The sequence below is a fragment of the Ruegeria sp. BG5 genome (assembly GCF_056538425.1).
Genome location: NZ_JBQFTC010000001.1, coordinates 2,005,740 through 2,018,732, shown reverse-complemented (window position 1 = coordinate 2,018,732; position 12,993 = coordinate 2,005,740). Strand labels below are relative to the sequence as shown.

At 58.7% G+C, this 12,993-nt stretch carries 13 protein-coding genes; 5 read left to right on the top strand and 8 right to left on the bottom strand.

Features of this window, described 5'->3' with window-relative positions:
* Positions 1–6: 6 nt before the first annotated feature.
* On the top strand, positions 7–372 hold the full coding sequence (locus ACR0KX_RS09575) for a UbiA prenyltransferase family protein (protein WP_170449832.1): 366 nt from the start codon (positions 7–9) through the stop codon (positions 370–372).
* 41 nt (positions 373–413) lie between these two features.
* On the opposite strand, the gene ACR0KX_RS09570 is transcribed toward ACR0KX_RS09575, so the two are convergent.
* The gene (locus tag ACR0KX_RS09570; RefSeq protein WP_170622298.1) at positions 414–1,223 is read right to left on the bottom strand and encodes a glycosyl transferase; all 810 of its coding nucleotides are present in this window, start codon (positions 1,221–1,223) and stop codon (positions 414–416) included.
* Between the two features lie 50 nt (positions 1,224–1,273).
* Positions 1,274–2,491, bottom strand: coding sequence for a bifunctional alpha/beta hydrolase/OsmC family protein (locus ACR0KX_RS09565; protein ID WP_170519452.1), 1,218 nt, complete (start codon positions 2,489–2,491; stop codon positions 1,274–1,276).
* 269 nt (positions 2,492–2,760) lie between these two features.
* Here ACR0KX_RS09565 and ACR0KX_RS09560 point away from each other — a divergent pair, with 269 nt between their 5' ends.
* Entirely contained in the window at positions 2,761–2,955 is a 195-nt protein-coding gene (locus ACR0KX_RS09560) for a hypothetical protein (protein ID WP_170519447.1), read from the top strand.
* Positions 2,956–2,963: 8 nt separating this feature from the next.
* On the opposite strand, the gene dddP is transcribed toward ACR0KX_RS09560, so the two are convergent.
* Positions 2,964–4,307: a dimethylsulfonioproprionate lyase DddP gene (dddP, locus tag ACR0KX_RS09555; protein WP_170621999.1), complete on the bottom strand. Its 1,344-nt coding sequence runs from the start codon at positions 4,305–4,307 to the stop codon at positions 2,964–2,966.
* A 123-nt stretch (positions 4,308–4,430) separates the two neighbouring features.
* On the opposite strand from dddP, the gene ACR0KX_RS09550 reads away from it, so the two are divergent.
* Entirely contained in the window at positions 4,431–5,174 is a 744-nt protein-coding gene (locus ACR0KX_RS09550) for a heme-dependent oxidative N-demethylase family protein (RefSeq protein WP_170519442.1), read from the top strand.
* Positions 5,175–5,209: 35 nt separating this feature from the next.
* On the opposite strand, the gene ACR0KX_RS09545 is transcribed toward ACR0KX_RS09550, so the two are convergent.
* From ACR0KX_RS09545 to ACR0KX_RS09525, 5 genes are all read right to left on the bottom strand, one after another.
* Positions 5,210–6,112 (bottom strand): hypothetical protein, encoded by a 903-nt coding sequence (locus ACR0KX_RS09545; protein WP_480708358.1) that lies wholly within the window; start codon positions 6,110–6,112, stop codon positions 5,210–5,212.
* Between the two features lie 200 nt (positions 6,113–6,312).
* Positions 6,313–7,104 carry a lytic murein transglycosylase gene (locus tag ACR0KX_RS09540; protein ID WP_170621998.1) on the bottom strand — a complete coding sequence of 264 codons (792 nt, stop codon included), beginning with the start codon at positions 7,102–7,104 and terminating at the stop codon, positions 6,313–6,315.
* A gap of 63 nt (positions 7,105–7,167) precedes the next feature.
* Positions 7,168–7,812, bottom strand: coding sequence for an MSMEG_1061 family FMN-dependent PPOX-type flavoprotein (locus ACR0KX_RS09535; protein ID WP_170449846.1), 645 nt, complete (start codon positions 7,810–7,812; stop codon positions 7,168–7,170).
* 101 nt (positions 7,813–7,913) lie between these two features.
* Positions 7,914–9,320: a type I glutamate--ammonia ligase gene (gene glnA, locus ACR0KX_RS09530; RefSeq protein ID WP_170449848.1), complete on the bottom strand. Its 1,407-nt coding sequence runs from the start codon at positions 9,318–9,320 to the stop codon at positions 7,914–7,916.
* Between the two features lie 36 nt (positions 9,321–9,356).
* A complete protein-coding gene (locus ACR0KX_RS09525; protein ID WP_170325301.1) occupies positions 9,357–9,695 on the bottom strand; it encodes a P-II family nitrogen regulator in 339 nt (112 codons plus the stop codon).
* A 169-nt stretch (positions 9,696–9,864) separates the two neighbouring features.
* Here ACR0KX_RS09525 and ACR0KX_RS09520 point away from each other — a divergent pair, with 169 nt between their 5' ends.
* The gene (locus ACR0KX_RS09520; protein WP_170621997.1) at positions 9,865–11,460 is read left to right on the top strand and encodes an NAD(P)H-hydrate dehydratase; all 1,596 of its coding nucleotides are present in this window, start codon (positions 9,865–9,867) and stop codon (positions 11,458–11,460) included.
* A 308-nt stretch (positions 11,461–11,768) separates the two neighbouring features.
* Positions 11,769–12,893, top strand: coding sequence for a porin (locus ACR0KX_RS09515; RefSeq protein ID WP_170449853.1), 1,125 nt, complete (start codon positions 11,769–11,771; stop codon positions 12,891–12,893).
* Positions 12,894–12,993: the final 100 nt, after the last annotated feature.

Genomic DNA, 12,993 nt, shown 5'->3' with positions numbered 1-12,993 from the left:
GTTGGTATGACACGCAAACTGATCAAACGTTCCGTGCTCGCGCTGGGCTTGGGGGTCGCAGGTCTGACCCTGTCAGGCTGCGATGGCGTAAGTGTCGGCGTGGGCTATGGGTACGGGTACGACCCGTTTTACGACTCGATGCTGTGGAATGATTATTACCACGACGTCGATGTCGATATCGACGTGAACCGACCGGACCGGCCCAGACCGCCGGACGGCAAGCCGCCCAATCGACCGAAGCCCCCGGCGGGCAAGCCACCTGCGCGTCCGAAGCCGCCGATTGCCAAGCCGCCGTCGCGTCCGCGTCCTCCGGTTGCAAGACCGCCTGCGGCGCGGCCTCCGATCCATCGGCCTGCGCCGCGGAGACGCTGATTGGGCATCTGTTCCGTGCCCGGCACACAGCCGGGCCGGGCTTAGCTTTGTTCTGCCTGATCCCAAATCCGCTCGACCCAGGTTGCTGGTCGAACAAACTGGCGGATTCCCCGAAGCTTGTGCTTTGATCTGAGCGCGCGCCAGATGTGTTGGCCGGGCGGCAGGTGCGGAACCTCGGCATGGTACTGGCCTTTGATCGCATCGGGCGGGTTGAGCGATCCGGCAAAGATCACGACGCGCGCGTCCTTGGGTGCGCGTGTGTCCAGAAAGTAGTTCAGCGGGAACTTGGGAATACACTCGATCCGGAAATGGCGAACCCAGCCGGGCGGCCAGAACCTTATCCCGTTTGGCGCGTTCTTTGTCACAAAATGCTGTTCAAACCGATACGTATCCGCCACGCCCTGAGGGTCGGCGGCAAAGATATCCTGCAGCGGGGCAAGCGCACCGACCGGCATACGGTAGATCGACGTCTGCCCCAGACGGCTGAGGGGTTTGGCCACGTTGCGTGCAAGAATGACGTCGTCCGGGTCGCCGAACTCGAAGAACGGATCCAGCGAGCCGGTGATCGCGACGTCCAGATCCAGAAACAGGAATGGACCCGTCAGATCGGCCAGCTCTGCGGCCCACAGTCTGGATTTCGGCCATTGGCCAATGGTTCGTTGCGGCATGAAGCCGGGCATCTCGGGCAGGTCATAGCATTCGACACCGGGATCGACACCGTCGCGCGAATCCGTGAAGGCTACAAACCGGAAAGGCGGCGTCGTTCTGGCACAGACCATCCGATAAAGGCGGTTGATATAGGGGGCACCGTAGAGCGTGCCCCAGTTTATGCACACGATCTGTTTTTCCATGGCCGCGTGGGTAGCAGCCACGCGAAACAGTTCCGTGACAGGATTTCAGGTCACGCGTCCAGCAGGATCGTGGTCACAACGGACGAGCCTTCCAGCGTGCGGTGCACGGGGCATTTATCCGCAATCTCCAGAAGGCGCGCGCGTTGGTCGGGGGTCAGGGGACCTTCCAGCCGTATCTTGCGCTTGAACTGATCAATCTTGCCCTCGTTCGCCAGCCCCGCATCCTGCGCGTGGACCTTGTCGTGGCAGACATCGACGGTGATGCCGGTCAGCGGCCAACGTTTGCGTCGCGCATACATGCGAATGGTCATCGAGGTACACGCCCCAAGACCCGAGGAGACAAACCCGTAAGGCGACATGCCACGATCCGTGCCGCCATATGACACCGGCTCGTCCGCCACGACGTGATGGCGCGGCCCCGATTGAATGTCCTGCAAGAAACCATTGGGGTCCGACTCGGTCACTCGAATGACGCCTTCGGGCGCGCCCGGCGGTGGGGCAGGCGGGCATAGCGAAACATAGCGCGACACCCAAGCTGCGATCACATCGGCCGCATATTCGGCATCTGCAGCGCGGGTGATTAGGTGATCGGCATCGTCAAGGGTGACAAAGCTTTTGGGGTGTTTGGCCGCAAGAAAGATCGTGCTGGCATTGTCGATGCTGACCGTTTCATCCATCGGCGCGTGCAGGATCAGCAATGCGGCTTTCAGATCAGCAACCGATGGGGTCAGTGCTGCTTCGGCAATATCATCGACAAAGGCCTTGCCAATGCGGAACGGACGCCCGCCCAGCGAGACCTCGGCGCTGCCGTCCTGCTGGATCTGCGGCAGGGCATCTTCAAAATGGTGCGAGACGTGGCTGGGATCGGCCGGTGCCCCAAGCGTCACAACCGCCTTGACCGAAGGGATGCCCGCACGGGCCCGCAAAACCGCAGCACCGCCGAGCGAGTGACCGATCAACAGGGCAGGGGCCATGTTCCGGCCCGCAAGATACTGAGCCGCCGCAATCAGGTCTTCGACATTCGAGGTGAAGGTGGTGTTTGCAAATTCGCCTTCCGAGTGGCCCAGACCCGTAAAGTCGAACCGCAAGACCGCGATGCCCATTGCCGCCAGCCGGGCCGAGATGCGGCGCGCGGCTGGAATGTCCTTGGAACAGGTAAAGCAATGCGCGAACAGGGCGGTTGCCAGCACCGGACCGTCGGGCAGGTCCAGTCGTGCTGCAAGTTGACCGCCGTCATGTCCGGCAAAAGTGATGCGTTCCGTGGGCATTTCGGCTCCTTCGGTTTGGGGGGATGCCTGCAATACTGTGGTGAAGCAAAGCCAGTCTCAAGGGATATGTCAAAGGCGTAACGGTAAGGTGAGGACTTGGCGGACAGGTGCACAGGACCTGTGCACTTGCGCAGGTAAGCGGTGTTGCGGCGTCCAATTGAATGACCATAACATCACGATTAGTGATGTTATGCCGATTAAATATTCATTTTCATAATTCAACTGCCTCCCCCATCTTCACGGTATCCACACCATCGCCGGAGGAAAGCATGGCACATATTACAGCAACCCCGCAGTCGCCCGGTATCGGGGCAGGCACATTGGTTACTCTTGTTCTGGTTGGCGCATTGGGTTTTGCGCTGGGACAGTCCTGGCCCTTAAGCGAATTCGCAAGCGACCCGCAATTGACGCAGCCGGTTGAAGACTGGCACGGCAATGTGCGTCGTTCATATTGGTCAGAGTGAGGGCATCCTCACTCTGACCCCATAAGCCGCCCATCAAACGGGTATTTGGTCAGGTTCTCATAGCCGTCCTCGGTTATGAGCACCTGATCTTCCAGCTTGATCGAGAAATCTCCGCCCACTTCGCCAACGGCGGCTTCGACACATAGCACCATGCCGGGTTCCAATGGATAGTCATAGGCCCCGGCAACCGCCTTGTCGGGATAAGCGACCAATGGCCATTCGTCGCACAATCCCACGCCATGCATCAGGCAGCCGTATTTCTGCGCCTGAAACTTGTCGTCCAACCTGTGAGAGTTGGCCGTCAGTTCAGGGATCATCACCCCGGGTTTCAGCATTTCCATATTGGTCATGATGTGTTCATGCGCGTGCTGCATGGCATAGATCATATCGGCGCGCGGTTTCTGGTCGCCGATCCACCATGTGCGTGAAATATCGATGCAAATCCCGTATGAGCCGATCAGGTCCGTGTCGAAGGCAATGATTTCATTCTGCTGCGTAACACGGGGGCCACATTCCTGAAACCATGGGTTGGTGCGCTGGCCCGAGGCCAAAAGGCGGGTTTCGATCCACTCACCCCCGCGCCGGATGTTTTCGGCATGCAGAACGGCCCAGATGTCATCTTCCGAGGTTTTGCCGTCGCCGACATTGGCACGGGCGAATTTTTCCATCTCAGCCACGGCAGTCTCGCAGGCATGGCTGGCGCAGCGCATGGCCAGAATCTCGTCCGGGCCTTTGATGGCGCGGGTCTTTTCGGTCAGTTCCTCGCCTTCCATGATCTCGAACCCCTGCGCCTCAAGCGCGCGCAGCCCGTGCAACATGATCTTGTCGACCGCCAGACGCTTGTTTCCGCCGCCATGTTCGTCGATCAGCACGCGCACCTCGTTCGAGAACACGTCCGCCGCGATATCCACCTTGTCGCCCCGGTCGAAATAGAACAGATCCGCGCCCGAGCGCTGTTCGCGCACCAACGGGTTGAACGTCGACAGGAAGGGTGAGTTCTTATAGTCCCAGATCACCATATACCCGTCGGCGCATAGCAGCACAGCCCGGAACGGGTTGTGGGTGTTCCACAGCTGCATGTTGGTGCTGTCAGTGGCGTAGCGGATGTTCAGCGGGTCAAAGATCAACAAGCCGCCGTATCCGCGATCGACAATCGCCTGCGTCAGGCGCTTCCAGCGGAATTCGCGCATCCGTTCAAGGTTTGGTAGTTTCAACCCGGCCGCAGCCCATTCGTCAAAGGCCAGTTGGGTCGGTCCGATCTCGATCCGGTTGTTGTCGTTGGGTGTTCCGTCGCCCAGTGTTTCCCCTCGGGTCGGATCGATTTTGCGGGTATCCCGGTAGTGTTGATTCACGTCACGCCTCCCTGACATGGGGTCGAGTGTGTTGAGGCCCTGAACCGTCGTCGCAGAAGATTGCGACCGTCTGCGGGTCGTTTTTTGACCGACATTGCATGGATTCGGTGGTAGCTGGGTCTCATGACTATCATTTTGCAGGAAAAAATCCCGTATGATCCGCGCAAAGCCCGTGCGCTGCCCGGTGTGCAGCCTGCGTCGCAGGATGCGTGGCTGCATCAGGATGACGCCTTTGCCGCGCAGATGATCCATCGGGCGACCCTGTTGAAAGAACGGCGCGATCAGGTGCTGGCACTGGACCAAGGTGCCGAACCTGCGGCGCAAGAGCTTTTGGAACTGGTTCTGGCGCAGGTCTATCCTGATGCTACGGACAGCGTGCTGCGGCCTGACGGCGTGTCGGTTGACATCGACAGGACCCAGCCACTGGATACGCTGTGCCATCTGGTTCAAGAGGATTTCTGTATCCTGCAAAAGCAAGCCGATCAGCATGTTCTGACAGGCGCGATCCTGTGTTTTCCGGCCAGTTGGCGTTTGAGTGAGAAATTCATGCGCCCGCTGATGGATATTCATGTGCCGGTCGCCAGCTACGACGACAATATCGCCCGGCGCGTGCAGCGATTGTTCGATGGGATTCAACCTGATCGCCCGCTTTGGCGCTTCAATGCGCTGTGGTACGAGGACCCGGAGCTTTTTCAACCCCGCAGTGCCAGCGAACCGCGGGAAAAACCAAAAGCGGGGACCACCTCATACCTGCGGAGCGAGCGTCAGACTTTGATGCGTCTGCCCAAGACTGGCGCGGTCGTTTTCTCGATCCACACCTATGTTCTGGCCGCGCACAGCCTGGCAGAAATGGAAAACCCCGCCTAACGGCGGGGCCTCCAAGGAGGGTTCTTGTAATTCGGTTACATGCCCAAAGCGGTGGCAACGTCGGCAAAGGCGTTGCTGGCATTCAGGGCGACAATGGCAAAGGTGAAGACCAGAACCTGAGTGTTCAGTCTGAAATCCTCACCCCGGATCAGGTTAACCGCCGCCATGGACAGCGCAATCGGGGTGGAGACACTGGCGATCACGCCTGTCATGCACCAGCTGCTGAGCCGCAGAATGTCGCTTGGCCGCTCGTCTTCCTCAGCGGGATCGCTGGGCGGGGTTTCTGTTGGGGTTTGGGGTTCGTCCGTGCGAAACGCGATGCTGAGCAGTTGTTCGTCTGACAGCTGGATCGGACGGGCCGCAGGTTTGGCTGCTTCGATAGGATCTTGCGGTTCTGGGATGTCCAGACCTGCAAACTGACCGGTCACAGATTGAAAGATCTGTTTTCGGTTTCTGGGTTTGCTGGGGGCCAGCGTGTCAAAGGCGCTCATGAACTGTTCGACGGTCAATACCGTGTGCGGTGACAGCCATTCCACCCGCCGGGTCGAGCAGATATCGACCATGCGATACAGAATGACGACCAGCATAAGTTCCGAGATCTCGAGATCGTCCAGCAGCGGCGACACCGGAGTAACCGTCAGGACCAACCGGTTCTGAGGGTTGGACACAACGGGCCGGGCGAGCGTCCGCAGGCCAGCCGCGCGATCCATACGTTCGTAACGTGTGTCGGTATCCGCCGCTTCGGTATCCAGCGTCAGGCGCACCATATACTGGCTTGAGACAACGCTTGCCTCAGTCCGTGACAACAGCGCTTTGCGTTCGACCAAATGGCCGTAATCCTCAAGCGTCGTGGCGACAATTGTGCCAAACCGCTCGATCGCGCCGTCTGTGTCGCCATCGAATTGCAGGCCGCCATGGTAGCTGTGCTTCCGAGCCACTGGAATGTTCCTTTGCCGCTTATTGTCTAAGCCGACAAACTATCAACGGTTTTTGGACAGAATTTGACCAAAATGGAAAAAAATCGAAATTTCCGAGGATTGATTACGCTTTGGAAACCCTGAATCCAAGGCGTTTTGGTGGCCACTATGGCAATTTTGTGGCCGAATTGCGTGTAGGGCGTGGTGACGGAGTGTCGGGCCTAACCATCGATTCGCGCGGCCATGATGGCGATGGATTGCTGATAGACCGATGCCGCATTCCATTGTTGAATGACTGCGAAATTCGGCTGTCCCGGCTGATACCCACGCCCCGGTTTCCATCCTTTTTTGCGAAGGAAATTCGCGGTCGAGGCCATTGCATCCGTCAGGTTGTAAAAGTCCACACGTCGGTCGCCGGTGGCATCGACACCGTATTCCAGGGCGTTGCCGGGCAGGAATTGCGTATGGCCCAGTTCGCCATGTTTTGCCCCTTTTGTCGCCATGGTGATGCTGCCCTGATCGACCAGTTTAAGCGCCCCAATGGCATGGGGGATAAAGAAATCCGATCTGCGGCAATCATAGGCTAATGTTGTGATTGCGGAAACAACCTGACTGTCGCCCATGAAGCTGCCAAAGCCGGTTTCCATACCGTGGATGGCCAGCAGAATTCCGGATGGCACGCCGTATTGGCGTTCCAATGCGGCGTAGAAATCCGGGTTTCTGGCTTTGCGTTTGCGCCCCTGCGCAACAATTGTATCCGCGCCGCGCACACGCATGAATTTATCCAGCGAGTATTTGAAACTCTTCTGGTTTCGGTCGGCCGCAATGGTGCGGGTGGCGTATTGCGTCTGAGCCAGCGCTTGCAAGCCCTTCCTTTTCACTCCGGCCCGGCGCGCCTGTTTGGCAAAGTCCGCTTTCCAGGCCTCGAACCCCGCGCTGGTATTCCCGCAGGGCGCGGTTAGTCCGACGGTCGGGTTGGTCAGGGCAAGCGACAGAAAAAGCGCGCGCAGCATAGGGGCACTCCGATTGGCTGTGGTTGTGAAAGCGTAAATGCCAAGGGCGAAATGGCAAGTCGGTTAATACAGGTCCAGTTCGTCCGTGGCTTTCAGGCTTTCGAACCATTCCTCGGGCGTTTTGTCGATTTTCGCGTGTTTGACCATCATCGCGTTCATGTTCGGCAGTTGCGAGGCATCGGGCCAGTGATCGGGTTGCCACAGGTTCCCACGGATGACGCATTTGGGGCAGTGGGCAAAGGCAGTTTCGACATGGATCAGCAGGACAAGTTTCGGCACCCGCCCGTTCACGGCCATACCGCTTAGCAGGTCGGGGTCAGCGCATATTCGCGCCGTGCCGCGAATGCGCAGAGTTTCCATTTTGCCGGGAACAAAGAAAATCACACTGACGCGCGGGTCTTTCAGAACGTTGTGAAACGTGTCCACCCGCTTGTTGCCGGGGCGATCCGGGATGGCGATCAGGGTGTCCGAGACCACTTGAACAAACCCCTCAGGGTCGCCGCGCGGTGAGATGTCCAGATACCCATCCGGGTTGGCCGAAGCGATCAGGCAGAAGGTGGATTTGTCGATGAAGTCGCGGCACATCTGATCCAGTGCGGACAATTCCTTGGCGATGATCTGGGGCAGAGGCGCGCCGGTGATGCGTTCCAGATCTTCGACCGAGGTTACGATGTCCGAGAATTGTGCAAACGGGGTATCGGATGACATGCGCTCTCTCCTGACCAGTTTGCGTCCGAGTGTGAAAGATCATGCCAAACGAAACAAGGGCGCCCGTTTGGACGCCCTTGCAGATGTAACCCTGTTCCGGATCAGCAGCTGTAGTACATGCCGTACTCAACCGGGTGCGGGGTATGCTCGTAGGTTTCGACCTCTTCCATCTTCAGCGCGATGTAGCCGTCGATCTGGTCTTTGGTGAACACGTCGCCCTGCAGCAGGAAGTCGTGATCGGCGGCCAGAGCTTCCAGAGCCTCACGCAAGCTGCCGCAGACGGTCGGGATGTCGGCCAGTTCCTCGGCGGGCAGATCGTACAGGTTCTTGTCCATGGCTTCGCCCGGATCGATCTTGTTCTTGATGCCGTCCAGACCAGCCATCAGCAGCGCAGCAAACGCCAGATAGGGGTTTGCGGCCGGATCGGGGAAACGGGCCTCGACGCGCTTGGCTTTCGGGCTTTCGGTCCACGGAATACGGACACAACCCGAACGGTTACGGGCCGAGTAAGCGCGCAGAACAGGAGCTTCAAAGCCCGGGATCAGACGCTTGTAGCTGTTGGTCGAGGGGTTGGTGAAGGCGTTCAGGGTCTTGGCGTGTTTCAGAACACCGCCGATGAACCACAAGGCCTCGTCCGACAGGTCGGCATATTTGTCGCCTGCAAACAGCGGCTTGCCGTCTTTCCAGATCGACATGTTCACGTGCATGCCGGTGCCGTTGTCGCCTGCGATGGGCTTCGGCATGAAGGTCGCCGATTTGCCGTAGGCGTGCGCGACGTTGTGGATGACGTATTTGTACTTCTGCAGCTCATCCGCCTGTTTGGTCAGGCTGTCAAAGATCAGGCCCAGCTCGTGCTGGCACGAGGCAACCTCGTGGTGGTGCTTGTCGACCTTCATGCCCAGGCGCTTCATGGTGCTGAGCATTTCCGAACGCAGGTCCTGAGATTCGTCGATCGGGTTAACCGGGAAGTAGCCACCCTTGACGCCCGGACGATGGCCCATGTTGCCCATCTCGTATTCGGTGTCGGTGTTCCACGACGCGTCGGTGGCATCAACTTCGTAGGATACCTTGTTGATAGTGTTCGAGAAACGAACATCGTCAAACAGGAAGAATTCAGCTTCGGGGCCGAAGAAAGCCGCGTCGCCGATGCCGGACGCTTTCAGGTAGGCCTCGGCTTTTTGGGCGGTGCCGCGCGGGTCACGCTCATAGGCTTCGCCGGTGTCGGGCTCGACGACCGAGCAGTGCACGCAGATGGTTTTTTCTGCATAGAACGGATCGACATAGGCGCTGTCGGTGTCGACCATCAGTTTCATGTCCGATGCTTCGATCGACTTCCAGCCCGCAATCGACGAACCGTCGAACATGAAGCCTTCTTCCAAGAAGTCTTCGTCAACCTGATCAGCCATCAGGGTCACGTGCTGAAGCTTGCCGCGCGGGTCGGTGAAACGGACGTCGACGTAATCGGCGCCTTCGTCTTTGATCAGCTGAAGAACTGCGTCCTTGCTCATTCTATTGTTCCTCTGGTTTGAGAATTCGGTAATGGGTTACAGCGCTTCCGAGCCGGTCTCGCCGGTGCGGATGCGGATGGCTTGTTCAACGGGTGAGACAAAGATCTTGCCGTCGCCGATCTTGTCGGTCTTGGCGGCCGAGACGATAGCCTCGATGGCGGCATCGACCTGATCGTCGTCCAGAACCACTTCGACCTTCACCTTGGGCAGAAAATCGACCACATATTCGGCACCCCGGTAGAGTTCCGTGTGACCCTTTTGGCGGCCAAAGCCTTTGACTTCGATCACGCTGAGGCCCTGGACGCCAACGTCCTGCAATGCCTCTTTCACTTCGTCCAGTTTGAACGGCTTGATGATCGCTTCGATCTTTTTCATCCCGGCTCACCTCGCATGGTTGTCAGACCCGCAGTGATCACGTCTAAGATCGCTCAGCAATGTGATTGCGAAAATGTGGGCCTTAGGGCGGGGCGAAATTTGGCGCGAGGTGAAATTTTAGTCACTTTGCACAAAAAGCAATCAGAATTGAATCGCGAAGGGGTTTCGGATGGCACAATTGCTGACAGCGGCGCAGATGCGGGCGATCGAGCGGGCGGCGATTGAGTCCGGTCAGGTGGCGGGTCTGGAGCTGATGGAGCGCGCGGGGCAGGGCGTTGTCGACGCGATTTTCGAGGAGTGGCCAGAGTTGAGGGATCAAGGGGCCAGCCCCTCGAGCTCCCCGGGATATTTGGGGCCAGATGAAGGGGATCCCTTGCGCGCCGTTGTGCTGTGTGGACCGGGGAACAACGGGGGCGACGGGTTTGTCGTGGCGCGGTTGTTGCGGGAGTTGGGTTGGGAGGTTGAGGTTTTTCTATATGGCGATCCAGAGAAGCTGCCGCCCGATGCGCGCGTGAATTATGAGCGGTGGATGCAAATCGGAGCTGTTCAAGACCTTTCTGTTCGCGACGTTTTTGACGACATGGCGGCAGTGGACCTGATCATTGACGCGGTTTTTGGAACCGGGCTTGCGCGGCCTGTCGAAGGCAAGTTGGCCCAGGCCTTTCAGTCTGTAAGGGCGTTCAGGGAGGCGCGCGGCGGCAGAATTGTCGCGGTCGATGTGCCCTCGGGCCTGTGTTCGGATAGCGGCAAACTACTTGGGGCTCAGCTGGATGCCGATTTGACGGTCTCATTCCATCGGGCCAAGCGTGGTCACGTGCTTTGTGGTGGTCCACGGCATACTGGCACGCTTGCTACGACGTCGATTGGATTGGACGACGGGTGGGACAGGTACGCCGAAGGGCCGTTCCTGAAAACGATCGAGGGCGTTTCATCGCGTATCAGCAAGAGCAGTTCCGCGCACAAATATGGGTACGGTCACGCCCTTATCCTATCGGGTGGTGCCGGTAAAACGGGCGCGGCGCGGTTGGCGGCGCGGGGGGCCTTACGGATCGGTGCCGGGTTGGTGACGATTGGGGTGCCGCCCTCGGCCCAGATAGAGGTTGCGGCGCAGGTGACGGCCATCATGTTGCAGCGCGTTGAGGGTGCGGATGGGTTGGCCGAGGTGTTGCAGGATGAGCGGCTGAATACTGTTTGCCTTGGCCCGGGGCTGGGAGTGAAGCGTGCGCTGCAATTGGTGCCGGTTGCGTTGGCAGTGCGGCGAGCGACGGTTCTGGATGCCGATGCGCTGACGGCCTTTGCGAACGACCCAGACGCGCTGTTCGGACTGCTGCACGCAAACTGCGTGCTGACCCCACATGGCGGAGAGTTTGCGCGGCTTTTCCCGGATATTTCTGAGAAACTAACTGCGGTGCCCTTGAAAGGCCCGGCTTATTCCAAGGTGGATGCCACGCGCGAGGCCGCGAAACGAGCCGGGTGTGTTGTTCTGTTCAAAGGGCCGGACACGGTGATTGCCGATCCAAATGGCCAGTGCTCGATCAACGCGGCGCACTACGACCGTTCCGCCCCGTGGTTGGCGACGGCCGGGTCGGGGGATGTGCTGGCCGGGTTCATCACAGGGCTGATGGCACGAGGGGTTTCAGCCATGCAGGCCGCCGAGAGCGCGGCCTGGCTGCACGTCGAATGCGCGCGCCATTTCGGCCCTGGGCTGATCGCAGAAGATCTGCCCGAGCAGCTTCCATACGTATTTAGGCAATTAAATATATAAGTATATTGGGCGGGGAATGGCTCAGCGGGGCGCGTCTCGGCGGAAATCCGCCGTCAAGACCGGCGCAGATGCATAGCGAGTGTTTGCCAGACGCATGGCTCGGCGTCACAATTCACTTGTGGTGCTTGGCGAGATCTAGTGTGTGAATGTTCAAGCCTTTATAAACATTAACAAATATCAAATTTTGCGAGTTTCTGCTGTTGCGAAAAAGCAATGCTCGCGCGGGACCGATTGCGGCGCACTGGAACGCTCACGTTCCGTAAACATCTGAGCAGTACCTGAAACCTGAATTTTTCATGGTGAGTGAAATGACCCTGAACTTTAAATCCACATCGGTTGTTGCAGTCCTTGCCGCATCAACGGCAATTCCGGCTGCGGCTGAATTGAAATATGAAAACAATAGCGGCGGCTATGTCGAGCTTTATGGCCAGCTGAACCCGGCCATTATTTCGGTCGACGATGGCGAAGAGACCGAGACCCGGCTTTTGGACAACGATCTGTCGAACAGCCGCGTTGGCCTGCGCTTGCTGCAGCCCTTTGGCAGCAACGAGTTTACCTTTCGCTTTGAAACCGGCCTGGGTCTGCCCGGATCAGCCTCGGCGGATCAGTTCGGCACCAATGGCGATGGCTGGACGCGCGAAGATCTGCGCCATGTCGATTTCGCATTGAAGGGCGATTGGGGTAAATTCTCGGCCGGGCAGGGCAGCATGGTGTCCGATGGTGCAGCCGAAGTGGATTTGTCCTATGTCGGCACAGCGCTTTATTCGTTCACCAACGACGAGAACGCGGGCTTCTTCTACCGCGGAACTGACGGCATGCTGAGCGATATCACCGTTGGCGACTCCAGCAGCAACCTGGACGGTTCGCGCCGGGGTCGCATTCGTTATGACACGCCGACCGTCAACGGGTTTTCTGCCGGGATCGCCTATGGTCAGAACATCCTGTCCAGCAGCGATGACGACGACTACTACGACATTGGCCTGTCCTACGAAAACACCTTTGCGGGCGGGGTCGAATTTGCGGCCGGTCTGGCCTATGCCGTGCGCGACCGCGACGATAACTCGGGTGAGCGCAAAGACACGATCGGCTCGGCCTCGGTTCTGTTGCCCAGCGGGTTCAGCTTTACCGTTGCAGCAGGTACGCGCGACGACGACGCGGATGGCGCGTCCGATCCCAATTACTGGTACGGCAAAATCGCCTATGAAGGGAACTGGGTGCCATGGGGCAAAACCGGCGTCGGGATCGACTATTTTGACGGTTCGGATTTTGACTCGGACGGGTCCAGCACCAAGGCGTGGGGCATCGCGGTGGTGCAGAAGATCGACGCAATCAACACCGATGCCTACCTGAAATACCGCAACCACGACTTTGACGACGGCACCTCGTTCGACAACAACGAGGCCTGGGTTCTGGGCGCGCGCTGGCGGTTCTGATAACCCGGACGATTTCCTGAACAAATGCCCCGGTCCAATCCGGGGCGTTTTTTATACTGAGAAGCGGTAAATCCGGGGTGATCCGGCCTTTGCCCCCTTG

Excerpts from the sequence above, each read along its gene's own strand:
- ACR0KX_RS09575 (WP_170449832.1), top strand. The coding sequence starts at position 7 with ATGACACGCAAACTGATCAAACGTTCCGTGCTCGCGCTGGGCTTGGGG.
- ACR0KX_RS09570 (WP_170622298.1), bottom strand. The coding sequence starts at position 1,223 with ATGGAAAAACAGATCGTGTGCATAAACTGGGGCACGCTCTACGGTGCC.
- ACR0KX_RS09565 (WP_170519452.1), bottom strand. The coding sequence starts at position 2,491 with ATGCCCACGGAACGCATCACTTTTGCCGGACATGACGGCGGTCAACTT.
- ACR0KX_RS09560 (WP_170519447.1), top strand. The coding sequence starts at position 2,761 with ATGGCACATATTACAGCAACCCCGCAGTCGCCCGGTATCGGGGCAGGC.
- ACR0KX_RS09550 (WP_170519442.1), top strand. The coding sequence starts at position 4,431 with ATGACTATCATTTTGCAGGAAAAAATCCCGTATGATCCGCGCAAAGCC.
- ACR0KX_RS09540 (WP_170621998.1), bottom strand. The coding sequence starts at position 7,104 with ATGCTGCGCGCGCTTTTTCTGTCGCTTGCCCTGACCAACCCGACCGTC.
- ACR0KX_RS09535 (WP_170449846.1), bottom strand. The coding sequence starts at position 7,812 with ATGTCATCCGATACCCCGTTTGCACAATTCTCGGACATCGTAACCTCG.
- glnA (WP_170449848.1), bottom strand. The coding sequence starts at position 9,320 with ATGAGCAAGGACGCAGTTCTTCAGCTGATCAAAGACGAAGGCGCCGAT.
- ACR0KX_RS09525 (WP_170325301.1), bottom strand. The coding sequence starts at position 9,695 with ATGAAAAAGATCGAAGCGATCATCAAGCCGTTCAAACTGGACGAAGTG.
- ACR0KX_RS09520 (WP_170621997.1), top strand. The coding sequence starts at position 9,865 with ATGGCACAATTGCTGACAGCGGCGCAGATGCGGGCGATCGAGCGGGCG.
- ACR0KX_RS09515 (WP_170449853.1), top strand. The coding sequence starts at position 11,769 with ATGACCCTGAACTTTAAATCCACATCGGTTGTTGCAGTCCTTGCCGCA.